Source organism: Rhodopseudomonas sp. RCAM05734 (genome assembly GCF_052658035.1).
The window spans coordinates 5,443,379-5,468,607 of the sequence record NZ_CP199742.1; the positions used below are offsets into that span (position 1 = coordinate 5,443,379).

Genomic DNA, 25,229 nt, shown 5'->3' on the forward strand with positions numbered 1-25,229 from the left:
CTTGACCTTCACCTCTCCCCGCCTGGCGAAGCTTCGCTTCGCGCGGCGGGGACGGGTGAAAGAGCCCTACGCCGCCTTCGACGCGCCGACGCCGAATTTCAGCAGCAGTTGCTCGATCTCCGACGCTGGCCGCGCGGGACTGAACAGAAAACCCTGCACCTCGTTGCAGCCCTCGGCGCGCAGCCAGTCGAGCTGATCGACGGTCTCGACGCCTTCGGCTGTGGTGACGATGTTGAGGCTGCGGCCGAGGCCGGAGATCGCGCGCACGATGGCCACGCAGTCCGGGCGCCCGACCAGATCCTTGATGAAGGAGCGGTCGATCTTGATCTTGTCGAACGGGAAGCTGCGCAGATAGCTCAAGCTGGAATAGCCGGTGCCGAAATCGTCCATCGAGATGCGCACGCCGAGCGCGCGCAACTGGTGCAGGATCGCCAGATTGGCCTCGGTCTCGGCGAGGAACAACGACTCGGTGATCTCCAGCTCCAGCCGCAGCGGCGACAGGCCGGAATAGGCCAGCGCGGACACCACCACCTGCACCAGATTGCGGTTGCGGAACTGGACCGGCGAAAGGTTCACCGCGATCTTGATATCGTCCGGCCACTTCGCCGCCTCGACGCAGGCCTTGCGCAACACCCATTCGCCCAGTGTGACGATCAGCCCGATATCCTCGGCCACCGGGATGAAATCCGCCGGCGAGATCATGCCCTTCTCGGGATGCTTCCAGCGCAGCAACGCCTCGAAGCCGGTGATGCGGTCGGCGGCGAGATCCACCAGCGGCTGGTAGTGCAATTCGAATTCGCCGTTGGCGAAGGCGCGCCGCAGGTCGATCTCCATGTCGCGGCGTTTCTGCGCCTGCAGATCCATTTCCCGCTCGAAGAAATGATGCACGCCGCCACCGTCGTTCTTGGCGCGGTACAGCGCCATGTCGGCGTTGCGCATCAGCTCCTCGCTGTTGTCGCCGTCGCCCGGCGACAATGCGATGCCGACGCTGGCGCCGATCACGATCTCGATGCCGTCCATGTCGTAGGGCTCGCTCAGCGTATGAATCAGGCGGAGCGCAAAGTCGTTGGCGTCGTTGGGCGCGATCTCGCCGGCCAGCACGATGGCGAACTCGTCGCCGCCGAGCCGCGCCACCAGATCGGTGCTGCGCACGTTGGCGCGCATGCGCGCGGCGACCATGGTCAGCAACCGGTCGCCCATCGGATGGCCGAAGGAGTCGTTGACGTTCTTGAACAGGTCGAGGTCGATGCACAACACCGCGACGCCACCCTCGGTGCCCTGCCCGACCTGCAGCAACGCCTGATTCAAACGCTCCTGATACATCACGCGATTGGCGAGGCCGGTGAGGCCGTCATGGTGCGCCATATGCGCGACGCGGGCCTCCGCCTTGCGACGCTCGGTGATATCCACGATCGCGACCAGAAAGCCGTCGCGGCCGTCGAACGACACCCGGCGGCCATAGGTCAGCACCTGGATCTCGCTGCCATCGGCCTTGAGATGCCGCCAGATGCGCTCCGACTGATAGGCATCGCCGACCTCCTGCAGGGACCGGGTGTGCACGTCCCATTCGTCCTCCGGCCAGATCTGCCGCAACTGCATGGTAAGGAAGGTGGCGCGGTCATAGCCGTAATGCGCGACCGCGGCGTCGTTGACGCCGCAGAAGTTCATCGTCTCGGCATCGAACACCCACATCGGCATCGGATTGGCGTCGAACAGCAGCCGGAACGATTCTTCGCGACGCTTGATGTCGGTGACGTCGGAAATCGTCAACGACACGAGATCGCCAAAGCCGGTGGCGCTGAGCCGCAGGTTGCGGTCGCCGCTGTCGAGCTCGAGCTGGTCGCTTTCGCCGCGCGAAATCATCGACAGCAGCCATCGCACGACATTCGGCAGACACAGCGCGTGACCGCCGGCGCTCAGCCTGCGCCATTGCAGCCCGGTGGACGGCGCCTTCAGCAGCCGTGCCGCGCCATCGTTGAGATGCACGATCTGGAAATCGAACGCTTCGCTGGCCGAATTGCGGATCGCCGCGAGCGTGACGATGCCCTCATTGGTGGCCGAGAAAATCGCGTCGACCAGATTGTAGCGCGGCCCGTGCTCGTTGACATAGACGCCGATCAGCGTACCGCCCCAGCGCGACGAGGTCGGCAGCGCAAGGATCTCATAGGTCTGCACCAGCCCGTCACGGACGCAATGCACGGAGGACACATGCGGCCGCCTGGTCTGCAAGGCGCAGGAGGCCGCTTCCGCCAGCGCCGTGGCGCAATCCGGCGACAAGCCATCCAGCGGAATATCCCAGCGCTCGTCGCCGAGCCACTGCTGCACGTAACGGCCGCTGCGCGACACCCGCAGCGACGCGGCGTCGCCAACCAGCAGCACGATATGATCGGCGAGGCGCCCGAGGCTGCCCAGCATCACTTCTTCATAGCCGGGCAAGCTCTGCCCCGGGCGAACCGCGGCATGCCATTTGCGTTGCAGCACCGGAATGTCACCCAGCAACTTCGCGTCTGATATCCCGGATAGTTTTCTGGCCGCGATCACGACGTCCCTTTCCGAATACTTGCGCTCAAGCATGGTAATCGGGTGAGGCTCCTTAAGGGGATGTAAACGTTCCGGCGTCGCAGCGCCCAATCGCGCATTATGAACTTTTAAAGTCATGCGATGGTTAGGGCGGATTCAGGACTATGACGGCGACGTGACAAGCGGCATGTCATTCCGGGCGCGCAGCGCAACCTGCGCACGAACCCGGAATAACAATGCATGTGGCATTGTGCGCCGTCGCTAAGTCCGGTAGCGCTCCAGCCAGTGTGCGTAAGGCGCCGGAAGCGTCCACGCAGCCTTTTCGACTCCCAACTCGATGGCCGCCCGATATGGCCAATGCGGGTTTGCGAGCAGCGGGCGGCCGAGCGAAACCAGATCGACCTTGTCATCGGCGATCAGGGCGTTGGCCTGAGCAGGTTCGCTGATAAACTAGCTGGTGGTCGCGGGAATCCCGACCTCCCCGCGGATGCGTTCCGCAACAGGCGCCATGAAAGCCGGCCCCCAAGGGATCTTCGCCGTCGGCGTGGAGAAGCCGACGCTGACGTCGATGATATCAAGGCCCGCAGCCTTGAAACGCCGGACCATCTCGATGCCGGCCTCGAGATCATCAGAGCCATCGAATTCGGTGACACCGAAACGCGCCGCCAGCGGCAGGTTTTCCGGCCACACTTTTCGAACCGCAGCCAGGGTTTCGAGCAGGAATTTGGCGCGCCCCTCGAAATCGCCGCCATAGGCATCTTCGCGCTTGTTCGACCAGGTCGAATGAAAACTCTGGGCGAGGTAGCCGTGGGCGAAGTGTAGTTCCAGCCATTCGAAGCCGGCGGTGCGGGCGCGCTGCGCAGCCGCAACGAAATCGCCCTTCACGCGCTCGATATCGGCGATGGTCATGGCGCGCGGCACTTTTGGCAGATTGGCGCCGAAGGCGACGGCCGACGGCGCGATGGTTTCCCAGCCGCGAGCATCATTGGCAGCGATGTGATCGTCACCTTCCCACGGCCGGTTGGCGCTGGCCTTGCGGCCGGCATGGCCGATCTGGATTCCTGCGATGGCCCCCGCCGCCTTGATCCCGGCGACGGCCCTGCTCCAGGCATCGCCTTGTGCATCGGTCCAGATTCCGGCGCAGCCGGGGGTAATGCGTCCCTCCGGAGAAACGGCGGTCGCTTCGGCGATCACCAGCGCGGCGCCGCCGCGCGCCAGGCCTGCCAGATGCACCGCATGCCAGTCGTTGATGACGCCATCGTCGGCCGAATACTGGCACATGGGCGACACCACGATTCGGTTTCGCAGGGTTACGTCCTTCAACGCGAACGGGGTGAACAAGGATGGCAGGAGCTGCTCCAAGGAAATGACCGAGAGCAAAGCCCAACCGGTCCAACTACGGTAGTTCGAGTATTATCGAATATTGAAACTGAGTCAAGGATGTGCGAAGAATGGCGGATGCGCGCAATTCATCATCCCGATTTGGACGAAGTGGCCCTCAGCCAGGTCCTCTACGCCCTCAGCGACCCCGTGCGCCTCGGCGTGGTGCGCCAATTGGCAAATGCCGGTGAAGCCACCTGCTCGACGCTGGATGGCGGACGGCCGAAATCCAGCATGTCCCATCATTTTCGCGTGTTGCGTGAGGCAGGCCTGGTGCGCACACGGACGGACGGGCCCGCCCACATGAACGATTTGCGCAAGGCAGAGATCGAGAAGCGGTTTCCCGGCCTGCTGAAGGCGGTTCTTGCGGCTGACGAAGTACGCGGGGTTTTGCCGGTGAAGCGCGTGGCCAAAAAATAAAGGTGCGGCGGCAAGATTCGTCGTTCCGAGGCGCGACGGCGCAGCCCGAGCGAACCTCAGCCACTCCGGTTGAGGCGGCGGGAAATCCCAGGATCTTTCGATGAACTTGTCGAGATTCCGGGTTGGCGTGCGACTAACGCGGTCGGCACCCCGGAATGACCGAGCCTGTCGCTACCGCGCGACGACCTCGATCTCGCCGTCGACTCCGTTGACGACCTTGAAGGGGCGCTCGAACACCTTGCCTTCGTTCTTGGCGATGGCACGGTACTCGCCTTCCGACAGCACCACGCGCGGGAACGCGCCGATGGATTCCTTGATCACGTCGCCGGCCGGCGTGATCACTGACCACGCGGTGTTGGCCAGCGCCTCGCCGCCCTTGTCGCTGACCAGTTTCAAGGTGATCACCGCGGCGCGATGGGTGATGACGACGTCGGTCAGCTTGCTCGCCTGCACTCGGATGTCGGAGCGCACGGTCGAGTTGGCGTCGCCATAGTTGGACACGATGTAGTAGGTGCCCTCCTGCAGCAGGACCACGTCGCCCGCGGCCACGTTCGGCAGCAGCGGCGCGCGCTCGCCGGCCTCGAACTGGCTGCCCTTGAAGATGCTGAAGGAGATCTGATTCTGCGGAATCTTCGAGGTGCCGACGCGGCCCTCGATACGCAATCCGCCGGCGGGCAGCACGAAGGCCTCGCGATCGGTGTCCGACTTGATCGTCACCGGCCTGACCGCGCTGACCAGGCCGAGCGCGACGTGAACCACGTAGCTGCCCGGCGGCAGCACGATGTTGGGCGTGGCGCCGCGATCCTCACGGATCAGCTTGAACGCGCCGCTTTCGTCGGGGCGGTCGGAATAGACCCGCCACACCAGCCCGTTGGCGATGACCGGCAGATCTTTGCCGTAGCGTGCCGTCAGCGACAGCACGCCCTGCCCCGGCGCCGAGGGCGCCGCCGGCAGCGGCGACGGCACCGGCGGGGCGACTGCCGCCATCGGCGGCTGGGTCAGCGGCGCCGGCAGGCTCGGCGCGGCGGCCGGCCCCGATGGCGGCGCCAGGCTGATGGCCGGACCGGACGGCACGTCGGGAACCAGACCCGGCGGGACCGGCGGCGGACGATCGCTGAAAAACTGGGCATAAGCGGCATGCGGGACGGCAGCCAGCAAGGCCAGCGTCAAGGCAAACGCCAAGCGTCCGCCCCGCCTGGATCTGTCTGCGCCCTGGCCCCATGCAATCATGGTCATGCCTTTCACTGAAAACGCGGCAAATTCAAGCCATGATGAACGCCGTCCCCGATCCGGCAGCGAAATTCACATAAATCTGTTGCATTGCAGCGGAGGGTCGCGGTGCAGTCATAATTTCTGCCTATCCCGGCGAATATGGCATCCATCATGAATAGCGGACCGCTGGTCCGACCTTGCCAAGCTCGGTAGCATGAGGCCTGTCCTCGAGGAGTGATGTGGTGCTGGAGAGTTTGATGGGGCGCCAGAATGGTGCGAACGGCCGCGACAAGCCCGGCCTGGGCAGCGTCCGGCGCCCGGTGATCGGACTGGCCCTGGGCGGCGGCGCGGCCCGCGGCTTCGCCCATATCGGCGTGCTCCGTACGCTCCTGGCCCATGGCATCGTTCCCAATGTGGTTGTCGGCACGTCGATCGGCGCCGTGGTCGGCGGTTCCTATGCCGCGGGTCATCTCGACACCCTGGAAGAATGGGCGCGCAGCCTGCAGCCGCGCAACATCCTCAGCTATCTCGATATCCGGCTGAACGGCTCCGGCCTGATCGGCGGCAACAAGCTCGCCGCGCAGCTCGAGGCCTCGCTCGGCCAGACCGTGATCGAGGACCTGCCGCTGAAGTTCGCCAGCGTCGCCACCGAAGTCCGCACCGGCCACGAGATCTGGCTGACCCATGGCCGGCTGGTCGACGCCATGCGCGCCTCCTACGCCTTGCCCGGCATCTTCTCGCCGGTGCTGGTGGGCGACCGCTGGCTGGTGGACGGCGCGCTGGTCAACCCGGTGCCGGTCTCGGCCGCGCGCGCGCTCGGCGCGGAGATCGTCATCGCCGCCAATCTCAGCAACGACGTGTTCGGCCACAGCACGACAATCTTTTCGCATGGCAGCGGGGCCGAGGCCGTCGAGCCGGATATCGAAGTCGCCGCGCCGAAACGCGGCTTCGGCAAGTTCTTTTCGGCCGAGCGCACCATGAAGCGCGAATTCTTCGGCGGCGGCGGCCGGCCCGGTATTTCCTCGGTCATGGTCGACGCCTTCAACATCATGCAGGACCGCATCACACGGGCGCGGCTGGCCGGCGATCCGCCGGACCTCCTGATCGCGCCGCGCGTCGGCAAGATCGGCTGGTTCGACTTTCACCGCGCCGAGGACCTGATTGCGCACGGGGCCCGTGCCACCGAACGCGCCATCGACTCGATCCAGGAAGCCATCGAGATGCTGGCGCCCGACACGCCCGACGCCGTGGTCATCGAGCCGGCACCGGTGGCGCAACGCTAGCCTCCAGCCGACGGCACGCGCCGGCGGTCAGGCCGTCTTGATGTAGTCGCGCAGCGCTTCCTGTTCGGTCTCGAACTCGTGCACGCGCCATTTGACGACGTCGCCGATGGAGATCAGGCCGACAATCTTGTCGCCGTCGAGCACCGGCAGGTGGCGGAATTTTCCCGAGGTCATCTGTTCCATGATCGAGGCGACGGTGTCGGACGGCTTGCAGTGGATAACCTTGCGCGTCATCACTGCGCCGACGGTCTCGTCGAGCGCCGCGGCGCCGCGCTCGCCGATCACCCGCACGATATCGCGCTCGGACAGGATGCCGTCGATGTGCCGATCCGCGATCACCAGCACCGCGCCGATCCGCCGTTCCGACAAAAGCTTCACGGCCGCGGCGAGCTTCGCGTCGGGCGTGACGCTGATGATCTGATGGCCTTTGGTGTCGAGAATTGCACGTACCGTCATTGTCGCCTCCGGGATTCAGCCATGCCCTTGAGCGGGCGCGGTCATTCATTCTTGAGTCGTCAAGATACAGCGTCGATGCCGTTCAGGCCGCAAGCCGACAATCTCCGCGTCGCCTCAAACCTGCGTTTGCGCGGGTCACGCCGCAAGCGTGATTTGCCTGACCGGGCGATGATGAATGAAATCAGCAGCCCCCGCAAGGCGGCAGGCCGTCAGTGCGGTTCCGCCAGGTCGGACGACGGCGCATCGAATTCGCGCGGCAGGCGCGGAATCGGATCGAACAGCGAGAACAGCAACAGGCCTGCGAAGAAGCCGCCGATATGCGCCTGCCAGGCGACGCTGGCGCCTTCGGCGCCGATGGCGATCGATCCGACGCCGAAGATGATGTTGGTACCGAACCAGATCGCGAGAAATGCCAGCACGCGCGGATCGCGCAGCGAGCGCAGCAACGGCAGCGCCGGCACCCGCGCGGCCTCGTCGGCGTCGCCGCGGTTGAACGACAGGAAGCTGCCGCGCACAAAGGCAAAGCGGATCGCCGCCGCCATCGCCCCGGACACCGAGGCGGAGGCGCCGATCATCGGCGCCAGCGCGTGCTCATGCGTGAGCAGATGGGCCGCCGCGCCGGCCGCAGCGGTTACCGCCATGAACAGGAAGAACCTGACCGCGCCGAAGCGGCGCGCCAGCGCGCTGCCGAACGGCAACAGCCACAGCACGTTGAAGCCGATATGGCTGAGATTGGCATGCAGCAGCGAGTAGCTGACGAAGGTCCAGATCTTGGCGGGCGTGCCGCCGGCAAACGGCATCGCCAGCAGGGTCTGGTCGTAACGCTTCGGGATGAAGGCGAACAGTTCGAGCACGAGGTCGTCGAGATCGAGCGGCAGCAGCGCGCGCACGCCGTGAATGATCGCCAGCAAGGCGACATAGGCGGTCAGTGCGCCCGGCAGGGTCAATATCGGTTCACGCGGGGGAGCGGGGAGTCCAAAATCAAAGACCTATCAGGGTGCTGATGCGAGCGATCGGCCCAAATAGGCGGCTTTGGCCGGGCGGCGCAAGCGCAGGATCGCTGCAGAACCGCATCGCGCGGTGAAAAACAGAAAAAGGGAGAGCGTTGCGAACGCTCTCCCTTTGACTGGACCGGCCTTTTCGCGCGGGCGGATGACGGGGACAGCGGATTGCCGCTTGTCCCACCCTGCCCGCACGACGACCAAACCTGTTTTTAGCCACCCTGTCATCGTGTGCCCTGCGAGCCCTGAGAAAGCCCGCAGCGCCATGGAATGGCCGCAACCTACCGGATTGCGCTGCCACGCCAAGCACATCGTTAATCGAGGGTTAACGGCCGCCGCGCCGGCGCCCGAACCCTAACAACAGCTTAAGATCCGTCGTTAATTTAACCTTAACATCGAGATCCCCCGGCGCGCAGCGGCAAAGTCCCGGCTCCGGCATGGACGCTGCAAAGCCCCTCTTGCACAACAATTGAGGGGCACGCGACGCCCGATAACGGGACAGAAGTGTCCCCGAAGGGCCGCGTGCAAGTCGGGACTGAGTGAATGAAACATCCATCGAGTCGCGAATTCTTTGCCTATTGGGACGAGAAGCGCGGCGTCAATCGCGCGCCGGACCGCAGCGAGATCGAGCCCGGCCCGGTGCGCGAGCTGCTCGGCGACATCTTCGTGCTGTCCTATGACAAGGACGGCGGCTTTCCGGTCCGCGTCGCCGGCACACGGGTCTGCGCCCTGCTGGCGCGAGATCTCAAGGGCGATGCCTTTCCGGCGCTGTTCAACGCGGAAAGCCGTTCCGAGATCGAGGACATCATCACCGTCGTCGCCGAGGAGCTGCTGGTGGCGGTCGCCGGCGTCACCGCGACCACCGAATTCGGCGCCAGGGCGCATCTGGAATTGCTGCTGCTGCCGTTCAGCACCCGCGCCCACACCCCGATTAGCCTCACCGGCCTGCTGGCGCCGCTCAGCGAGACCCACGGCCGGCTCGGCGAATTCCAGCTCACCTCGTTCCGCTACCTGGCGCACCCGCCGCAGCGCTTCGTGCCGCGCGCGCTGCGCCGCTGGCAGGCCGCGCGCGGGCTGATGGTCTATGAGGGGCTGCGCTGACGCCGGCGCACCCGCTGGGCGAGCGACCGCTAACGGGGCATTAACCCTGACAACCGTAGGGTTTGGTCACCTCGACCCGCTGGACCGGCACGGCACTGATGGCGTTCGCCCACAAACAATCCATTATTCCCGGCGCCGAAGAGCGGCGGCGCTTCCAGCGCGTGAAGGTTCATCTGCTGGGCCGCTACATGCTGCCCGACCGCCGCGAGTTTCCCTGCCAGGTCATCAACATGTCGCCCGGCGGCCTGGCGCTGCTGGGACCCGGCATCGGCAATATCGGCGATCGCGTGATCGCCTATCTCGACCATATCGGCCGGGTCGAGGGCAAGGTCACCCGCATTATCGACAACGGCTTTGCCATGAGCGTGGGCGCCACGCCGCGCAAGCGCGACAAGCTGGCCGCACAGCCTGACCTGGCTGGCCAACCGTGACATCCTCAACCTGCCGGAAGACCGCCGCCACGATCGCATCGTGCCGCGCAATCCGATCGCGCTGCTCACCCTCGAGGACGGCAGCCGCATGAACTGCCGCATCATCGATCTGTCGCTGTCGGGCGCCGCCATCTCCGCGGAGAGGCGCCCGCCGCTGAACTCGATGGTGACGCTCGGCGCGGTGAAGTCGCGCGTGGTGAGAAACCTCGAAGACGGCGTCGCGCTGGAGTTCGTCCACCAGCAGCCCGCCGAGACACTCGAAGACAGCGTCAACGTCCGGTAAACGGCCGGCCCTCCCAACCCTCTCTTTTACCGGCAGACACAGGCGCTATCCGCATCGGCGGATACCGCCGTGCGGGCGTTTCGCGACGGTCCAAGCGGTTAACGCCGGCGGCAATGCGGCGCCGAAACCGCGGTTTTGCGCGGCACAACGGTTAATCCGTAAAATTTGAATCGAATTCCGACAGCGACAATCTGAATCGAAGCGCGCCCAACTATAGTTTCGAAATCGTGCTGTCTTTGGCCGGCATTCGCTTCAATTGTAGTCGCTCGATTTAGCGGCGCCGCAAAGCCTCTGTGCAAAACATGGTCCCAACAAGAAACGGGGGCCACAATGTTTGGTAGCAAGGGGCGTCGGACGGGAATGGCAATAGCCGCCGTCCTGTTGGGAATAGCGACGACGGCACATGCAGGCGACGAACGGCTTTATGCAAGCCTGGGCGACAGCACGCGTGCACCGATCGGCTGGGTCGAATTCTGCGCGGACAATCCCGGCGATTGCCGCGGCGGCGCGACCCAGGCACGCGACATCGTTATCACCCAGACCGCGTGGAAGGACCTGCTGCGGGTCAACCACTGGGTCAACGAGACCGTCAAGCCGCTGACCGACATGGATCATTGGGGCGTGATCGAGAAGTGGTCGCTGCCGACGGATGGCTACGGCGACTGCGAGGACTATGTGCTCTTGAAGCGCAAGATGCTGATAGATGCGGGCTGGCCACGCGAGGCACTGCTGATCACCGTGGTGCGCGACAAGAAGGGCGAAGGCCACGCCGTGCTGACGGTGAAGACCGACAAGGGCGAATTCGTTCTCGACAACCAGAATGAAAACGTCGTTGCCTGGACGGAGACCGGCTATCGCTTCGTCAAGCGGCAGTCGCAGAGCGACCCCAATGTGTGGGTCTCCCTCGGCGACTCCCGCCCGGCAGTGGCAACGGCCAGCGCCCGCGGGCACTAGCGCAACAGAATTCGGAGACACGCGACCCGGTCACATTCCCACCCCTCTCCGTCCCAGACCGGATCGCGCGCGGCCAGCTTCTCCCCCAGAAGCTGGCCGCAACTACGTTTGAGACTGATTTGACTCAGGATCATCCCGGGGGCTTCAACGCTGAACATTCGGCGCCTGATCGCGTTGAATGATGATGAGCAAGACTCCACCGAAAACTGAGCGACCAATGGGCCTGCAGCCGCAAAAGCTGGTGCCGGGTATCGCGATGATGCCGCTGATGCCGGTTGCAGGCGATGAGCCGAGCGGACCGGCACAGCCACGCCCGGAACCGTCGCGGGCGGATTCGGTGCAGGCCGCCAAGGCGAAGATCATGCGAAGAAAATCGCTGCGGAAACAGCGCGCCGCCCGGAGTACTTAGCCGTCAGCAATCGCGACGGTCAGGCGTTTCGATTGCGATCAAAATCGCGGAGGAACGACAGGCCGCGAACGGTGAGGCGATGATGGTCGTGCTCGCCGTTAACGTAGAGCCTGCCGAGGTGCTGCGAGAGCTTCTCACGCGCGCCCTTCGGTTCGGTGCGATCCGCAATCGCCTCATAGATGCTGATGGCACGGTCAACGGCCTGGATGTTCATCGGTCTGTCCAAAAGCGTTTGGCGGCGCTGGGCCGCCCGGTCATGGCCGTCCATGCAGCCATCGCTGGGGTAAAGCGGGGCTGACGGGTTCGTTCCGAAAAACCGACGGAACCAGCTGCACAAATAGCGTTCAGCCGCGCCGTGGGTTCCTCGCGCGCTGGTGATTTGCGTTTCGCGCGGCCGCTACGCTTATGGTCGTACCATCTCATGCTGGAGCGTTGCCCATGACTGCAGAGCCGATCCTGACCGCCGATATCATCGGACTGACCAAAACCGCGCCGTTCTCGCGCCGCGGCTTTATGACCGCCTCCGCCGCAGTCGCGGCCGGCTACACGCTGGCCGCCGGCCCGGTGCGCGCCGAGGTGATCACCACCGACACCACCGGCCTCGACGTCGGCACGGCGAAGATCAAGGTGGCCGATGGCGAGATGCCCGGCTACTTCGCGCGGCCGAAAGGCGTCGCCAATCCGCCGGTGGTGATCGTCGCGATGGAGATTTTCGGCCTGCACGAATATATCCGCGACGTGACGCGGCGGCTCGCCAAGCTCGGCGCTTTCGCCATCGCGCCGGACTACTATTTCCGCAAGGGCGTCGATCTCACCAAGATCACCGACATGACGCAGCTCATCCCGCTGGTGAACTCCAAGCCGGATTCGGAACTGCTGACGGACCTCGATGCCACCGTGGCCTATACCAAGGCCAATGGCGGCGACACCGGTCGGCTCGGCATGATCGGTTTCTGCCGCGGCGGTCGCAACGTCTGGGAATACGCCGCCCACAGCACGGAGCTCAAGGCAGCCGTGGCGTTCTACGGCCCGCCGGTGGATGCACCGAACCCGCTGTGGCCAAAGAGCCCGACCCAGCTGGCGCCGGAGATGAAGGCACCGGTACTCGGTCTCTATGGCGGGGCAGATACCGGGATCCCGGTCGCCCAGGTGGAGGCGCTGAAGGCCGCGCTGGCGGCGGCGGGCAAGACCGCCGAGTTCAAGATCTATCCCGGCGCGCCGCACGGCTTCCATGCCGACTATCGCCCGAGCTACCGCAAGGAGGCGGCCGAAGATGCCTGGCTGCAGATGCAGGCCTGGCTGAAGAAATACAAGGTGTTGAGCTAGTCGAAGGCGCGCAACGGCCGCGCCGCGATGGCCGGCCGTTGCCGTCAGCGCCGATGCGACTTGTCAGGCGGCGTACGCAAGACAAGGGCGCGCCGCCGCGCCACATGGCGGTCCAACTCGCAGAACATCCAGATGAAAGCCGTCGCCAGCCCAAAGATCGTGGCCAGGAACAGCAGCGTCAGTTCGGGGAGATTCACTGCATCCATCATGCGTCACGCGATGCAACGACTATACCAACGGCGGCACGGAGCAGCCATGCGGACCCGGCATGCAAGCCGGGTTCGCCTAGTGTGGAGGGCTGAGGTTAGCGGCACACCTCGATGCGACGAAGCCGCCAGCCATAAGGTGTCCAGATGCGACGGTTGACGAGATAGCAGCCGCCTTCGTCGTAGTAGCCGCCGTAGCCGGCAAAGGAATACGGATAGCCGTAACCGTGGCCATAGCCGGGTCCGTAATAGCCGCCATAGGCGTAAGGCGCCGCAAGGCCGAGACCGACGCCTACACCCAAGGCACCGAACCCGGCGCGACGCCAGCCACCACCGTACCAGCCGCCACCATGCCAGCCGCCGCCGTGAAAGCCGCCTCCATGAAAGCCGCCGAAACCGCCGCGTGCCGAGGCCGCCGTCGGCGCCGCCAGCGCCATCGCGGCCACGGCCATCAGAGCCAGAACTGTTTTACGAACCATCGCTGCTCTCTCCGTTTCTTCCAGCATCGCTCCGATGCCTGCGCTCTTCTCATGTGGTCTGTTTGAGCCAGAAGATAGGCAGATACCGCTGCCGCGCGATCACATCATGGCGACTGGCCGGTCGTGCCATGGATCAGCAGCCCTTGCAGATGCTCTTCACCTTGCGATCGACGGCCCGGTCCTGGGCATCGACCGCCGCATTGCCGGTCGCGGGCGCCCCATCGCCGGACACGCCCGTCCCCAATCCCGCCCCCGGCCTGCCAGTGGCATTGGCCGTGCCGGCGCTGTTGGTGCCGGGAGCGGCGCCGACGCTGCCGGAGCCGCTCATGGCGCCGCTGGTCGCGGTGCCACCCGATCCAGCGCTTGATGAGCCCGCTGATCCGCCGCCCGAACTGCCTCCACCGCTCTGGGCGAGCGCGGCGACGGGTGTGAGAAGGATGGCTAGGGCTAGCAGGACTTGTCTTGCAGTGGGCATGGGAAACTCCTTTGCGCTGTAACTCTGCACAGGCAGCCGGGTTCCTCGACATCGATCGCTCCCTGCAGACGGGATCGTGCAGGAACCTTTGCGTCATCGCGCGCTTGAGTCGGTCGTATCAGTCATAGTTACGTTGCGTGGGGTGCGTCATGTCGTGGGATCTGCGGTTCAGCGAGCCGATCGCATTGGCCAACGGCCAGCGGCTGTGCACGCTGCGCGACGCCGGCACCTACATCACCTCCCTGTCGCCCGCTGACCATGAGGCCAGAGAATGGCAGACCGCCATGCATGTGCTGATCGAGGCCGCCGACCATGCCGGGCCGGTCAGCTTTGCGCGGCTCGGCGTGGCGCAGGCGCTGCATCGCCATGAGGAGAAGGTGTTCGACCCTTCCCGCAAACAGCCGCGCTGGCGCAAGGCCGCATCGCGCTAGTCTTTTCATTCCGCGCACGGCAGGATTTCATGACGACATGCGCAAGCTGATCGACTTCGACGACGAGACCCGCGACAAGCTCACCCAGCTGGGGCGCGATCGCATGGCGACCTTGCAGGAGCTCGCCGACGAAGCCTTCGCCGACCTCCTGAAGAAACACGGCGTGCCGATCGACCTGAAGGACGCCTTGCGCAAGAGCGCAGGCGTATCGCGCAAGCGTCCATCCGCTATATCCTCCACCCCGGCGTCATCGCGCCCAGCAAGGAAACGCAGCCATGCCAGATCCGCAAAAAGATCCGTTTGAAGAAGGCGAAAGCGCCGCCGCCGAAAATATCCCGGCGGAGGCCAATCCCTATCAGGACGGCAGCGAGGAACACGCGCTGTGGAGCGCCGGCCACGAAAGCGTGGCAGGCGCCGTCGAAGCCAGCCAATCCGAGGGGACGTAGGCAGACACATCGGCCTTGCCCGACCCCTGTGATGCCCGGCCTTGTGCCGGGCGTCACCGCGTTTGAGCGGCGAGGAGAGCCTCTCCCTCAGCCGATCTTCTTCAGGCCCTTGGCAAAGCGCGGACCGTTGGCGACGTAGAACTTTGCCGCGCCGGTCATCGCCGCGGCCTGTTCCGGCGACAGCGTGCGGATCACCCGCGCCGGCGCGCCGATGATCAGCGAGTTTTCCGGGAATTGCTTGCCTTCGGTAATCACCGAGCCGGCACCGACCACACTGCCCTTGCCGATCCGCGCGCCGTTCATGACAATCGAGCCCATGCCGATCAGCGCACCATCCTCGACGGTGCAGCCGTGCAGGATGACGTTGTGACCGATGGTGCAGTTGGTGCCGATGGTCAGCGGAAAGCCCTTGTCGGTGTGGCAGGTCGAATTGTCCTGCACGTTGGAATTCTCGCCGATCTCGATCCACTCATTGTCGCCGCGCAGCACCGCGCCGAACCACACGCTGGCATTGGCCAGCAAGCGGATCCTGCCGATCACCTGCGCGGTGTCGGCAATGAAGTAATTTCCGTCAGATGGAAGCTCCGGGCCCTGCCCGTCGAGTTCGTAGATCGCCATTTTGAAAGTGTCTCCCTGTGCGGAAGACACTGCCACGGATTCAGCGCAGCGTTCAACTCAGGCGGCTCTGGCGCCACCGCGTGGCTTGACGGCAATGCTGACCTCGACGTCGCGATCGAGCTTGCCGAGGATCGAAATCATGCGATCGAGCGTGAAGCGGCCGAGCTTGGCGTTGCGAATGCGCGACAGATCGGTGTGAGACACGCCGGTTAGTTGCTCTGCCGCGCGGGCGGTCAGCTTGCGGGTGTCGAGCACGTCGATGATCTTGGCCGCGAGGATGGCGCGCGCCTGCTCCAGATCGGCATTGGGCATGCAAAAATCGCCAAAGACATTGCCGCTGCCACGCACCAACGCAGAATCATCCCTGCCCATCGCAGTGCCTCCTTCAGCCGTTTCAGCCGCTCTCTGATGCGTTCGACATCCATTTGGGGCGTCCTGATGCCGCTTTTGGATTTCTTCTGGAAGGCATCGATCACCCAGACGTCGTCGCCGATCTGCACCGCGTAGATCGCGCGATAGGCATCGCCGCGATGCTTCAACGCGATTTCGAACACGCCGCCTTCGACGCCCTTGAATGGCTTTGCGATGTCCGCCTTGCCGCCTTCAGCGGCGATCGCCAGCGCCCGCAACATGGTCAGTTGCGCCCCCGCGGGAAACGCCTCGAATTCCCTGCGAGCGGATTTCAGCCATGAAATGACGCGCGATGGCCGCATCCGCGGACGTTGGCATATTTGCCAACATTTGTAAAACCCGGAAGATCCAGTGGCAGCGCGTCCGCGTTGCGCTCAGTCGAGCAAGCCGGCGGCGCGCAGGGTCATCAGCACGAAGGTGCCGGACATCATGCTCCAGAATCCGGCCAGCACCGTCGCCATCATCACGAACTGGAAGCGGCGCTGCTGCTGCCGGGTGCCGAGCAACGTGTTGCGCATGATGATGAAGGGGGCCGCGAACACCAGGAACGGCACCGCCGCAAAAGCCTTCGGCGCGGCACCCTGCTGCAGCAGGCCGAAGCCGGCGGGACGCTGCACCAGCGCCTGATAGCCGCTGGTCAGCGCGCCAGCGAGCGCAAAGCCAAGACACAGCGAGAACAGGGAATTCAGGGCATCCGGTGACATGGCGAGTTCAACTCCAGAACAACTCCGTCCTGTCTCGCAAACCCGCGGGCGCCCCGCCAGTTTATCCTTAAGAAAGGGTTAACGCCGCGGGCGGGAACCGCGCTGCGCGCATGTCACGACGTTGCGCCCTGCGGCCCGAACCGGGCTCGCGTTAAGGATTGCGTGCCATGTTTCGCTGCTGATTCGGGGCGGTCATGGTGGATCGCCCTCCTCCCACCGTGTGTCCATGACCCTGCTTTCACCGACCCAGAACCGCCCGCGCATCCGGCGCCGACAGCGCCGCAGCCACATCGTCCCGATGCTGCTGGGCGGCCTGCTGGCCGCCGGCGCGATCGCGCTGATCGCCTATCTGCTGTGGCCGACCTGGCATTCCGGCGCCGCCACCGATCCGGAGCGGATTCCGGTCAGCGTCGGCGACACCCTGTTCAACGTGCCCGCGCATGCTTTTCGCCGCAAGGTGCAGAAACAGTCCGGGCCGCAGGAGCGCGTCGACCTCAGCTACAACTACCCGTCGCTCGAGGCCCCGACCCAGCCGCGCCGCGTCAGCGTCGAGACCTTCGATGAGAACGCCCAGCCGATCGACCGGATCTTCGTCTCGTTGACGGCGCATCACGACGCCATGTCGCCGGACATCCGGCTGCGCACGATCTATCCGCGCTACATCGACCCGGCGGCATCGACCGCGCAGGACGGGCTGACGCTGCGCCCGTTCCGCGACGGTTCGGCCTATGCCAACGAGGACCTGTTTCTGGGCGCGTCGCCGGAGCTGGTGGCGCGCTGCACCCGCGACGGCGTCACGCCGGGCATGTGCCTCAGCGAACGCCGTATCGGCGGCGCCGACCTGACCTTCCGCTTTCCGCGCGACTGGCTGGCGCAATGGCGCGACGTCGGCAACGCCATGGACCGGCTGACCACGCAACTGACCAGCCCGCACGGCTGATCGATCGCCTCACTGCGCATCCCTGCTATTGCGGCGCGTCCTTCGGCGGCAGCGTGCGGATGGGCAGCGGCGCGAACTCGATCGACTGCGAATCTCCACGCATGAAGTCGGAATCGAGCAAGCCGCCGCCGGACGGATCGCCGCCCGCTTCCGCGTTGCGCAGGGCCGCCACCGAGCCGTCGGGCGCCCCGCCCTCGCCGGAGCCGAACTGCTCGGCGCGGCCGCCCTGCGGACGACCATTGCCGATCTCGGTGCGGGCGCTCTCCACCTTGCGCGCGAGTGCCGTCGAATACGGACGCTGATAGGCACGCGGCACGCCGCTCGGGAAATTGTCGGCGTCGAGCTCCTCGACCCACAGATGCACGGCGCCCGGCTCGCCGAGCGCGCGGTTCGGCTCGACGCTGCGCGCCCACAGCAACTGGAACCGGGCCGGCAACGGCTCGGGCGCCGACCAGCCCAGCAGCCCCTCGGTCCTGAAGTAGACCGTTACGTAGAACGCGCTGGTCAGCACCACCGCGCCCGCCTTGACCGGCCACGGCAGCCGCGTCAGCGTCAACGCCAGCAGCAACAGCAAGCCGAGCAGCGCATAGCCGATGGACAGGCCGAGGATCGCGGTCTGCAGGCTCATGGCGCTCATCCGGCGTTGCGCACCTTGCGCAGGGTCTGCAGCAGCGACTTGCTGTCGTGGTTGACGTCAACGACGGTCCCGGCCTTGTCCATCACGAAGCGCACAGCGGTTTTCTCGGTGCCGCCGCGGTCGACCTCGATGGTGTCGTAGTACACCACCTGCACCTTCGGGTTCAGCTTCTCGACTTTCACCGAGACCGGCACCGGCTGCCCGGTCAGCGCCGCGAAATGATAGATGTTGACGGTATATTCGCCGGCCACCACGCCGCGAATGCTGACGATCTCCTGGCGGATCGGCGAGGGCACTTTCTGGCCGTTGACCATGATGAAATCGTTGAGGCCGCCGCGGTCGTCGCGATCCAGCACCATGAAGCCGGACTCACGGCGCCGGTACCACACCATGTTGCCAAGGGGATCCTGCACGAACATGTCGATGTCATCCGGGTGCTTGTCGGGCCAGCTCACCGTGACCAGAAACTCCAGCCGCGGATCGACCTTGCCTTCCTCGTCGCGGGTTTTGATGGCCAGCAGCGCGATGAAGAACAGGAAGGCGATCACCTGCAGCGCCTTGAACAGCATCACCCCGAGTGGGTCGAATGACGGCTCATGCGGCGCGAACTCGAATTCGTCGATCACTCCGCCATCTCCGCTGCAGATAGCTGCGTTCCACGATCGAGTCGCGCGATGACATGGACATCGATAAGCCCGACGGCGAAGGCGAACAGTTTGGCGGTGGCGTCATCCAGCATGTAGTACTGGATGCGGATCAGGATCGAGCCGAGCAAGCCGGCGAGCGTCGTATACATGGCCACCGCCATGCCCTCGCTCATCAGGTTCATGGATGATTTGATGGCGCCCTGATTGGCGGTGTCGAGGCCGGCGATGGGCGCCAGCATCATGATGAAGCCGACGATGGTGCCGATCAGGCCGAGCTTCATCAACGTATCGCCGGCGAAGGCGCCGAACGCGTTGGAGCCGCGCAGGTTGCCGGCAAGCCGGCGCAACAACAGCGTCTGGTCGAGGCGGGCCCCGTTCTGCAGGCCCGACTTCACCGCGAGGTCGCGGATATGTTCGGCGACGAGGCCCTTCGGCAAGGTGCCGACGCCATCGATCGCCACAGCGTCATCGCTGACGACGACGCGCTGCGCGCCGCCGCCTTCGAACAGCCGCGCCGCGCGACGTGCCGCAGCGCCCTCGCGCGACACCACGATGGTCCGCCACAGGCAATGCAGGGAGGCGCCGACATAAAGCAGCACGATGATCGCGGAAATGTAGGTGCGGTCGGCGGCGAGCATCTGCCGGACCAGACCGTAGTGCCAGAGCAGCACCGCGCCGAACAGGCTGAGGCCGGTGAAGATCATCCAGTGCAGCAGCGGCACGCGATCGGCTGGATCGGATTGACGTCCGGTCATTACTTCCTCGGCATCCCCGTATCGGCAGGTCTTGTATCGCGCCCGCCCTGTCCCGGTTTAGGACTGAACGCATGGCATGCCCAAGGGCATCCGGCCTGCAAAGCACCGGGCAATTTGCCCGACCGCGCGGGAAACGCTTGCCAGACCGGGGCCGGCTCATCTTAGATGTCGGAAGCGCACGTCTGAGATGCGCACGTCCCAATGCGGAGGCTCGAAGCGATGCGTCTGCTGATCCATCTCATCCTGCGTCTTGCCGCCGTCGTCGTGTTCTGTCTCGCCTGCGCCGTGGGCTGGGTCCTGGTCGATGCGCACCGCAGCATCGAGAACGACATCGCGGTGTCCGCCGACCGCGTCGCACACAACCTGCAGAACCTGTACTGGCGGCAATTGCTGTGGCGCGATGGCGTCTACCGCGATGCACTGCTGCCGCTGCCGGACTGGGAATCCATCGCCACCATGAAAGTAATCGCGCCGGGGATCTGCATCTCTTTCAAGCTCGGCGCTCAGGACCCGCACGAAATCTGCAGCCAGGTGGAAGGCATCGGCACCACCGCGCCGGGCTGGTTCGTCAGCCTCTACGGCGCGCTGTTCGGTCCGCATGACAGCGTGACCCGGCCGTTGACCATCCGTAGCCGGGACGCCGGCACGGTGGTGTCGCGCGCGGAGCCGGCGGTGGCCGTGCGCCAAGCCTGGCGTCAGGTCACCGTGATGGTGTCGGTGGCCGCCGCCATGGCGCTGGGGATCGGCCTGCTCGCCACGCTGCTGATCGGCCATGCGCTGATGCCGGCGCGCACCATCGTGCGCGGCCTGCGCCGCCTCGAACAGGGCGAGCACCGTCACCGCCTGCCGGCGTTCGGCGCCACCGAGTTCAACCATATCGCTGGCGCGGTGAACGATCTCGCCGGCCGCCTTGCTTCCACTACCGCCGAACGGCTGGCGCTCACCAAGCGCCTGTTCCAGGTCCAGGAGGAAGAGCGCCGCGCGCTGGCGCGCGACCTGCACGACGAGTTCGGCCAGTGCCTGACCGCCACCGCCGCACTGGCCGCCTCCATCGAGGCCGGCGCCACGCCGGAGCGCCCCGATCTCGTCGATGATGCCCGCGCCATCGCCCGCATCACCGCGCAGATGATGGCCACGCTGCGCGGCGCGCTGGCCCGCTTGCGTTCGCAGGACCTCGAGGAACTCGGGCTGCAGGCCAGCCTCGTGCAACTGGTGGCGCGCTGGAACAGCGGCACGGCGAACGGCGCGGTGTTCCACCTCGACGTCGCCGGCGATCTCGCCGACGTGCCGGCCGAGGCCGCGGTGAACGTCTACCGGATCGCGCAGGAATGCCTGACCAATGCGGCGCGCCACGGCAAACCGCGCCACGTGCACCTGCGCGTCGCACGCACCACCGACGTCGATGAGGCGGTGGCGCTGAGCGTGGAGGACGACGGCGGCGGCGATGCCGCGCGCATCAACGCCGCATCCGGTCACGGCATTCTCGGCATTCGCGAACGCATTGCGGCACTGGGCGGCAGCCTGTCGATCGCCGCCGCCGCGCGGGGCGTGCGGGTGGCGGCGATCATCCCGCTGATCCTGCCGCAACCGCGTGCGGCGGCGGCCGTGGCATGACCGACATCAGCATCCTGCTGGTCGACGACCATCCGGTGGTGCGCGAGGGCTATCGCCGGCTGCTGGAACGCCAGCCGGGGTTCCGCATCAGCGCCGAGGCCGAGGACGCCGCTTCCGCCTATCGCGCCTATCGCGCGGAACGGCCTGACGTGGTGGTGATGGACCTGTCGCTGCCGGGACCGGGCGGGCTGGAAGCGACGCGGCACATCCGGCAGTGGGATCCGACGGCGCGCATCCTCGCTTTCACGATGCATGCCAGCGCGGCCTTTGCACTGAAGGCGTTCGAGGCCGGCGTATGCGGCTACATCACCAAGAGCAGCGCACCCCACGAGCTGGTGCGCGCCATCGAAACGGTGATGAAGGGCGGACGCGCGCTCAGCGAGGACATCGCCCGCGAGGTCGCCGCCGAACGATTGTCAGGCCAGCGTTCGCTGGTCGACGATCTCGGCCCGCGCGAGACCGAGATCCTGCGCCTGGTGGCGTCCGGCTGGACCACCGAACAGATCGCGCAATCGCTGAACCTCAGCGCCAAGACGGTGCAGAACTATCACTACCAGATCAAGGCCAAGATCGGCGCGCGCACCGACGCGCATCTGGTCTGGCTCGCCACCGGCGCCGGGCTGGTGACGCCGGAAGGCGTTGGGTAGGACGGGATGTGCAGGATGGGTTGAGCACGTGCGAAACCCATCAAGAGCATCGCGCGGCAGTGATGGGTTTCGCCAAGACGCTCAACCCATCCTAGGCCGCGTCGCTCAGCCTTCGTCGACCAGGTCTTCTTCCAGGATCGCCATCTGGAACTGGAACGAACGGTCTTCGTCCTCGTCATCGACGAACAGCACGCCGACGAATTCCTCGCCGATATAGACCTCGGCCGAATCGTCCTTCTTGGGCCGCGGCACCACGCGGATTTTCTGGTTGCCGAACAGGCGCTTGAGATAGGCGTCGAGTTTTCTGACTTCCTGAACGTCCACAGGTGTCTCCAATGCGATTGATGTGTCGAGGATGTTGGCGAAGCTTTAAGGCGAGACGGCGCGGACCGCCAGCCCGTATCAACAAAATTCGACGGCACCGTGCGGCGATCCGGTGGGCCCGGATCGCGGCATCACAGGCCGGTGGCGTTGAGCATCTGGTTCATGGTGCGCGACGGCTCGGCACAACCGGCCTCGCCGACGATCTTGGCGGGCACGCCGGCCACGGTGACGTTGTGCGGTACCGGCTTCACCACCACCGAGCCGGCGGCGATGCGGGCGCAATGGCCGATCTCGATATTGCCGAGAATCTTGGCACCGGCGCCGATCAGCACACCGCGGCGGATCTTCGGATGACGGTCCTCATTCTCCTTGCCGGTGCCGCCGAGCGTGACGCCGTGCAGGATCGACACGTCGTCTTCGATGACAGCGGTTTCGCCGACCACGAAGCCGGTGGCGTGATCGAGGAAGATGCCGCGGCCGATCTTCGCGGCCGGATTGATGTCAGTCTGGAACACCGCAGAAGCCTGGCTCTGCAGGTACCAGGCAAAATCCTTGCGGCCCTTGTTGAGCAGCCAGTGCGCCAGGCGGTGGGTCTGGATGGCGTGGAAGCCCTTGAAGTACAGCAGCGGATCGATGAAGCGGGTGGTCGCGGGATCGCGATCGAACACCGCCACCAGATCCGCGCGAAACGCATTGCCGAGATCGGGCTCGTCGCGCAGCGCCTCGTCGAAGGTCTGGCGGATCAGGTCGCCGGACAGCGCCGAATGATTGAGCCGCTCGGCGACGCGGTGCACCACCGACTCTTCGAGCCGATCGTGATGCAAGACGGTGGAGTAGATGAAGGATGCCAGCTCGGGCTCGCGGCGAACGATGTCTTCCGCCTCGCCACGGATGCGATCCCAGATCGGATCGAGCGATGCGATCTTTGCATTCTGCGAATTGATGTTCTGGATGGACATGCTGGGCTCGCACATTCTGCTGTCGGACCGGCACTATAGCACACCGCGAACGGCTGTCGCGGCACGGCTGGCGCCATCATGAACGCGCCCCTACCCCGGAAACGCGAGCTAACACATTGAACTCGCTCACATTCCGGATCGATCGCGATCCCCTGCGACGCAGTGGATGCCTGTGAAGTGGGCGGTCGCGCGATCAAAACAAGGTGTCGGCATCCCCCGATCAGGGATGGCGCGCCAGAAAATCCAGCACGCCGGCCTTGTAGACCTTGTCGCCCACCGCGCGCATGTGGTCGCGGTTCGGGATGTCGAGCACTTCGGAGCCGGGAATCACCTCCTGCAGCGCATGCGCCGAGCCGGCGATCTCGTCGACGGTGCCGACCGCGATCAGCGTGGGCACCGAGATCCCCGCCGCATCCTCGCGCGACATCAGACGGCGCGAGCCGCGCAGGCAGGCCGCCAGCGCGCGGCGGTCGGAGCGGGTCTGGTCGGCGAAGGCGCGAAAGGTACGGCCCACGGGATCGGTGACGTCGTCGAGCGAGTCGGCTTCCAGCGCCCGCGCAACATTCTCGCCCGGACCGCCGCCGGCGATCAGACCGATGCCGAGGCCGCCGATGATGGCATTGCGGATCAGGGCCGGCTGGCTGTGGGCGAGAAAGGCGGTGATCCGCGCGCCCATCGAATAGCCCATCATGTCGGCGCGCGCGATGCCGAGATGCGCCATCAGCGCGCGCACGTCGCCGGCCATGGTGCCGATATGATAGTCCTCGGGATCGTACAGCTTGGTGGAATCGCCGTGGCCGCGATGGTCGAGTGCGATGACGCGACGGTTGTCCTTGCGCAGATCCGATACCCAGGTCGGATACACCCAGTTGACGTTCTTGCTGGAGGCAAAGCCGTGCACCAGCACGATCGGGTCGCCCTCGCCCTCATCGAGATAGGCAATTTCAACAGCGCCGTTGTGGAAGCTCGGCATCTTCAATTCCGTTTACTTATGATGGGGGATAGATCAGGCAGGCCGCGCAGTTTAGCTGTGCACGGAAGCCGCCGCCAGTGTCGGGCGCAAGGCCATTTCGTTGCGAAGCTGCTGCTCGCGGCGCTGCCGCCGGACCTTGGAGCGCTGCAAGTGCGACCAGGTGAGCCGCTCTGTGGTGGCCTTGATCGAACAGACCAAGCCGAACAGCGCGAACAGCGCCCAGAACAGCCACATGGTGAGGTTGAAGGCACCCGCCGCCAGCAGCAGTGCGCCGCGGCCGAACATCTTGAACAGCGCGCGGGTCTGGCCGCCCTTGGATTCCGCAAGGCGCGCCGCGCGCGCGACGTCCTTCGGTCCCTCCGCGATGCGCAGCGTGTCCAGCGCGCCCTTGGTGCCGGCCTTTTCGCCGACGCGGCCGACATCCTTGGCCAGCCGAACCAGCCCGCCGGCCTTCTCGGCGCGGAACGCAGCCTTGACGCCATCGATGGTCTGGCCCGGTCGCATGATCGACGCATCCGCCATCGCGGTGCGCAGCATCGGCGTATCGACCACCTCACGCGCCGAGCGTCCGACAAAGGCCGTGAGCCCCTCGCCGAGTCGGCCGACCTTGCGCGCGTCCTTTACCAGCGTCAGCCCTGCCCGCACCGGTGCTGCGCCACCGACCGAAACATAGGTCGCCGCGGTGATGGCGAGACCGGCGGCGGCAAGGCCGAGAATGACGCGATCGACGTCTTCGCCCATCACCAGATGCTTGCCCTCGCGAATTGCGTCGCGGATGTCGCCGAACACGAACAGGTCGCCGGCTACCGTGCCCGACATGCTGGCGACGTCGTCGGCTTCGCCGGTGATCAGGCCGGAAGCAAAACGGGTGGCGATCTGGGTGGCGGAATTGGCTTCGGTGACGGCGTCACTGACGCGCTTCACCACCTCGTCGGGCAGCACGACATGCCGCGCCGCGGCCAGTTCGACAAAGCTCTGCGCGAGGTCGGAATCCTTCGCAGCCAGCGCTTCTTCGATGCTGCGGACCAGCACGCCCTGGTCGCGCCGCAACGCGATGTCGACCTGCGCGTCGGACAGCGCGGCCGGATCGTCCTGCGCCGTCAGCACCGCAGCCGCATCGCGGGCATGCGGCCACAGCATGACGCCAGCGACCGCGCAAACCGCCACCCCCGTCAGGACTGTATCGA

The 25,229-nt window shown here is 65.5% G+C and carries 32 protein-coding genes and 1 pseudogene; 13 read left to right on the plus strand and 20 right to left on the minus strand.

The window, feature by feature from the left end:
• Positions 1–66 precede the first annotated feature (66 nt).
• The gene (locus tag ACUXVA_RS25910; protein WP_445488990.1) at positions 67–2,574 is read right to left on the minus strand and encodes a putative bifunctional diguanylate cyclase/phosphodiesterase; all 2,508 of its coding nucleotides are present in this window, start codon (positions 2,572–2,574) and stop codon (positions 67–69) included.
• 396 nt (positions 2,575–2,970) lie between these two features.
• Positions 2,971–3,900 (minus strand): NADH:flavin oxidoreductase/NADH oxidase, encoded by a 930-nt coding sequence (locus tag ACUXVA_RS25915; RefSeq protein WP_445488992.1) that lies wholly within the window; start codon positions 3,898–3,900, stop codon positions 2,971–2,973.
• Between the two features lie 78 nt (positions 3,901–3,978).
• On the opposite strand from ACUXVA_RS25915, the gene ACUXVA_RS25920 reads away from it, so the two are divergent.
• Positions 3,979–4,320 carry an ArsR/SmtB family transcription factor gene (locus ACUXVA_RS25920; protein ID WP_265083040.1) on the plus strand — a complete coding sequence of 114 codons (342 nt, stop codon included), beginning with the start codon at positions 3,979–3,981 and terminating at the stop codon, positions 4,318–4,320.
• 171 nt (positions 4,321–4,491) lie between these two features.
• Here the strand turns inward: ACUXVA_RS25920 and ACUXVA_RS25925 are convergent, their stop codons facing one another.
• Positions 4,492–5,550 (minus strand): hypothetical protein, encoded by a 1,059-nt coding sequence (locus ACUXVA_RS25925; protein ID WP_265083649.1) that lies wholly within the window; start codon positions 5,548–5,550, stop codon positions 4,492–4,494.
• Positions 5,551–5,774: 224 nt separating this feature from the next.
• Between ACUXVA_RS25925 and ACUXVA_RS25930 the strand changes: the two genes are divergently transcribed.
• A complete protein-coding gene (locus ACUXVA_RS25930; RefSeq protein ID WP_265083039.1) occupies positions 5,775–6,815 on the plus strand; it encodes a patatin-like phospholipase family protein in 1,041 nt (346 codons plus the stop codon).
• A gap of 27 nt (positions 6,816–6,842) precedes the next feature.
• Here ACUXVA_RS25930 and ACUXVA_RS25935 read toward each other — a convergent pair whose 3' ends face one another.
• Both ACUXVA_RS25935 and ACUXVA_RS25940 read right to left on the minus strand, forming a co-directional pair.
• Complete coding sequence (locus ACUXVA_RS25935; protein ID WP_265083038.1) at positions 6,843–7,271, minus strand: CBS domain-containing protein; 429 nt, start codon at positions 7,269–7,271, stop codon at positions 6,843–6,845.
• A gap of 209 nt (positions 7,272–7,480) precedes the next feature.
• Positions 7,481–8,218, minus strand: a complete 738-nt coding sequence (locus ACUXVA_RS25940; protein ID WP_445488996.1) for a rhomboid family intramembrane serine protease — start codon at positions 8,216–8,218, stop codon at positions 7,481–7,483.
• Positions 8,219–8,815: 597 nt separating this feature from the next.
• Here ACUXVA_RS25940 and ACUXVA_RS25945 point away from each other — a divergent pair.
• The 4 genes and pseudogenes from ACUXVA_RS25945 to ACUXVA_RS25960 all read left to right on the plus strand — a co-directional run bounded on the left by ACUXVA_RS25945 (position 8,816) and on the right by ACUXVA_RS25960 (position 11,450).
• A complete protein-coding gene (locus ACUXVA_RS25945) occupies positions 8,816–9,373 on the plus strand; it encodes a PAS domain-containing protein (protein ID WP_265083037.1) in 558 nt (185 codons plus the stop codon).
• Between the two features lie 98 nt (positions 9,374–9,471).
• Positions 9,472–10,087 (plus strand): annotated as a pseudogene (locus tag ACUXVA_RS25950) (PilZ domain-containing protein).
• Positions 10,088–10,417: 330 nt separating this feature from the next.
• A complete protein-coding gene (locus tag ACUXVA_RS25955) occupies positions 10,418–11,041 on the plus strand; it encodes a transglutaminase-like cysteine peptidase (protein WP_445488998.1) in 624 nt (207 codons plus the stop codon).
• Positions 11,042–11,258: 217 nt separating this feature from the next.
• The gene (locus ACUXVA_RS25960) at positions 11,259–11,450 is read left to right on the plus strand and encodes a hypothetical protein (protein WP_265083035.1); all 192 of its coding nucleotides are present in this window, start codon (positions 11,259–11,261) and stop codon (positions 11,448–11,450) included.
• 19 nt (positions 11,451–11,469) lie between these two features.
• Here the strand turns inward: ACUXVA_RS25960 and ACUXVA_RS25965 are convergent, their stop codons facing one another.
• On the minus strand, positions 11,470–11,718 hold the full coding sequence (locus ACUXVA_RS25965) for a hypothetical protein (RefSeq protein WP_445489000.1): 249 nt from the start codon (positions 11,716–11,718) through the stop codon (positions 11,470–11,472).
• Positions 11,719–11,963: 245 nt separating this feature from the next.
• On the opposite strand from ACUXVA_RS25965, the gene ACUXVA_RS25970 reads away from it, so the two are divergent.
• Positions 11,964–12,776: a dienelactone hydrolase family protein gene (locus ACUXVA_RS25970; RefSeq protein ID WP_445493356.1), complete on the plus strand. Its 813-nt coding sequence runs from the start codon at positions 11,964–11,966 to the stop codon at positions 12,774–12,776.
• A 44-nt stretch (positions 12,777–12,820) separates the two neighbouring features.
• Here the strand turns inward: ACUXVA_RS25970 and ACUXVA_RS25975 are convergent, their stop codons facing one another.
• The 3 genes from ACUXVA_RS25975 to ACUXVA_RS25985 all read right to left on the minus strand — a co-directional run bounded on the left by ACUXVA_RS25975 (position 12,821) and on the right by ACUXVA_RS25985 (position 13,936).
• Positions 12,821–12,973: a hypothetical protein gene (locus tag ACUXVA_RS25975; RefSeq protein ID WP_445489002.1), complete on the minus strand. Its 153-nt coding sequence runs from the start codon at positions 12,971–12,973 to the stop codon at positions 12,821–12,823.
• 107 nt (positions 12,974–13,080) lie between these two features.
• Complete coding sequence (locus tag ACUXVA_RS25980) at positions 13,081–13,461, minus strand: hypothetical protein (RefSeq protein WP_265083031.1); 381 nt, start codon at positions 13,459–13,461, stop codon at positions 13,081–13,083.
• A gap of 133 nt (positions 13,462–13,594) precedes the next feature.
• Entirely contained in the window at positions 13,595–13,936 is a 342-nt protein-coding gene (locus ACUXVA_RS25985) for a hypothetical protein (RefSeq protein ID WP_445489004.1), read from the minus strand.
• Positions 13,937–14,085: 149 nt separating this feature from the next.
• Between ACUXVA_RS25985 and ACUXVA_RS25990 the strand changes: the two genes are divergently transcribed.
• From ACUXVA_RS25990 to ACUXVA_RS26000, 3 genes are read left to right on the plus strand one after another with little or no spacing between them, the layout of a single operon-like run.
• The gene (locus ACUXVA_RS25990; protein WP_445489006.1) at positions 14,086–14,367 is read left to right on the plus strand and encodes a hypothetical protein; all 282 of its coding nucleotides are present in this window, start codon (positions 14,086–14,088) and stop codon (positions 14,365–14,367) included.
• 37 nt (positions 14,368–14,404) lie between these two features.
• Positions 14,405–14,671, plus strand: coding sequence for a hypothetical protein (locus tag ACUXVA_RS25995; protein WP_265083028.1), 267 nt, complete (start codon positions 14,405–14,407; stop codon positions 14,669–14,671).
• The gene (locus ACUXVA_RS26000; RefSeq protein WP_265083027.1) at positions 14,643–14,813 is read left to right on the plus strand and encodes a hypothetical protein; all 171 of its coding nucleotides are present in this window, start codon (positions 14,643–14,645) and stop codon (positions 14,811–14,813) included. The genes ACUXVA_RS25995 and ACUXVA_RS26000 overlap by 29 nt, the downstream gene beginning before the upstream one ends.
• 87 nt (positions 14,814–14,900) lie before the next feature.
• On the opposite strand, the gene ACUXVA_RS26005 is transcribed toward ACUXVA_RS26000, so the two are convergent.
• From ACUXVA_RS26005 to ACUXVA_RS26020, 4 genes are all read right to left on the minus strand, one after another.
• The gene (locus ACUXVA_RS26005; RefSeq protein WP_445489009.1) at positions 14,901–15,431 is read right to left on the minus strand and encodes a gamma carbonic anhydrase family protein; all 531 of its coding nucleotides are present in this window, start codon (positions 15,429–15,431) and stop codon (positions 14,901–14,903) included.
• A gap of 57 nt (positions 15,432–15,488) precedes the next feature.
• On the minus strand, positions 15,489–15,779 hold the full coding sequence (locus ACUXVA_RS26010; RefSeq protein WP_265083646.1) for a helix-turn-helix domain-containing protein: 291 nt from the start codon (positions 15,777–15,779) through the stop codon (positions 15,489–15,491).
• Positions 15,665–16,144, minus strand: coding sequence for a type II toxin-antitoxin system RelE/ParE family toxin (locus tag ACUXVA_RS26015; protein ID WP_445489011.1), 480 nt, complete (start codon positions 16,142–16,144; stop codon positions 15,665–15,667). The genes ACUXVA_RS26010 and ACUXVA_RS26015 overlap by 115 nt, the downstream gene beginning before the upstream one ends.
• Before the next feature lie 72 nt (positions 16,145–16,216).
• Positions 16,217–16,546 (minus strand): DUF6949 family protein, encoded by a 330-nt coding sequence (locus ACUXVA_RS26020; RefSeq protein ID WP_265083025.1) that lies wholly within the window; start codon positions 16,544–16,546, stop codon positions 16,217–16,219.
• Between the two features lie 226 nt (positions 16,547–16,772).
• Between ACUXVA_RS26020 and ACUXVA_RS26025 the strand changes: the two genes are divergently transcribed.
• Positions 16,773–17,486: a hypothetical protein gene (locus ACUXVA_RS26025; protein ID WP_265083024.1), complete on the plus strand. Its 714-nt coding sequence runs from the start codon at positions 16,773–16,775 to the stop codon at positions 17,484–17,486.
• Positions 17,487–17,511: 25 nt separating this feature from the next.
• Here the strand turns inward: ACUXVA_RS26025 and ACUXVA_RS26030 are convergent, their stop codons facing one another.
• The 3 genes from ACUXVA_RS26030 to ACUXVA_RS26040 are packed head-to-tail and all read right to left on the minus strand — an operon-like array spanning position 17,512 to position 19,525.
• Positions 17,512–18,114 (minus strand): hypothetical protein, encoded by a 603-nt coding sequence (locus tag ACUXVA_RS26030; RefSeq protein ID WP_265083023.1) that lies wholly within the window; start codon positions 18,112–18,114, stop codon positions 17,512–17,514.
• Between the two features lie 5 nt (positions 18,115–18,119).
• Positions 18,120–18,749, minus strand: a complete 630-nt coding sequence (locus ACUXVA_RS26035; RefSeq protein ID WP_265083022.1) for a hypothetical protein — start codon at positions 18,747–18,749, stop codon at positions 18,120–18,122.
• A complete protein-coding gene (locus ACUXVA_RS26040) occupies positions 18,746–19,525 on the minus strand; it encodes a MotA/TolQ/ExbB proton channel family protein (RefSeq protein WP_265083021.1) in 780 nt (259 codons plus the stop codon). Before ACUXVA_RS26040 ends, ACUXVA_RS26035 begins: the two co-directional genes overlap by 4 nt.
• Before the next feature lie 219 nt (positions 19,526–19,744).
• Between ACUXVA_RS26040 and ACUXVA_RS26045 the strand changes: the two genes are divergently transcribed.
• Entirely contained in the window at positions 19,745–21,139 is a 1,395-nt protein-coding gene (locus ACUXVA_RS26045; protein ID WP_445489015.1) for a histidine kinase, read from the plus strand.
• Positions 21,136–21,786 (plus strand): response regulator, encoded by a 651-nt coding sequence (locus ACUXVA_RS26050; protein WP_265083019.1) that lies wholly within the window; start codon positions 21,136–21,138, stop codon positions 21,784–21,786. The genes ACUXVA_RS26045 and ACUXVA_RS26050 overlap by 4 nt, the downstream gene beginning before the upstream one ends.
• 105 nt (positions 21,787–21,891) lie before the next feature.
• Here ACUXVA_RS26050 and ACUXVA_RS26055 read toward each other — a convergent pair whose 3' ends face one another.
• The 4 genes from ACUXVA_RS26055 to ACUXVA_RS26070 all read right to left on the minus strand — a co-directional run bounded on the left by ACUXVA_RS26055 (position 21,892) and on the right by ACUXVA_RS26070 (position 25,182).
• Complete coding sequence (locus tag ACUXVA_RS26055) at positions 21,892–22,110, minus strand: DUF3126 family protein (protein ID WP_265083018.1); 219 nt, start codon at positions 22,108–22,110, stop codon at positions 21,892–21,894.
• Positions 22,111–22,241: 131 nt separating this feature from the next.
• On the minus strand, positions 22,242–23,069 hold the full coding sequence (gene cysE / locus ACUXVA_RS26060) for a serine O-acetyltransferase (RefSeq protein WP_265083017.1): 828 nt from the start codon (positions 23,067–23,069) through the stop codon (positions 22,242–22,244).
• A gap of 220 nt (positions 23,070–23,289) precedes the next feature.
• A complete protein-coding gene (locus ACUXVA_RS26065; protein ID WP_265083016.1) occupies positions 23,290–24,042 on the minus strand; it encodes an alpha/beta fold hydrolase in 753 nt (250 codons plus the stop codon).
• 51 nt (positions 24,043–24,093) lie between these two features.
• Positions 24,094–25,182 (minus strand): hypothetical protein, encoded by a 1,089-nt coding sequence (locus ACUXVA_RS26070; RefSeq protein ID WP_413776466.1) that lies wholly within the window; start codon positions 25,180–25,182, stop codon positions 24,094–24,096.
• Positions 25,183–25,229: the final 47 nt, after the last annotated feature.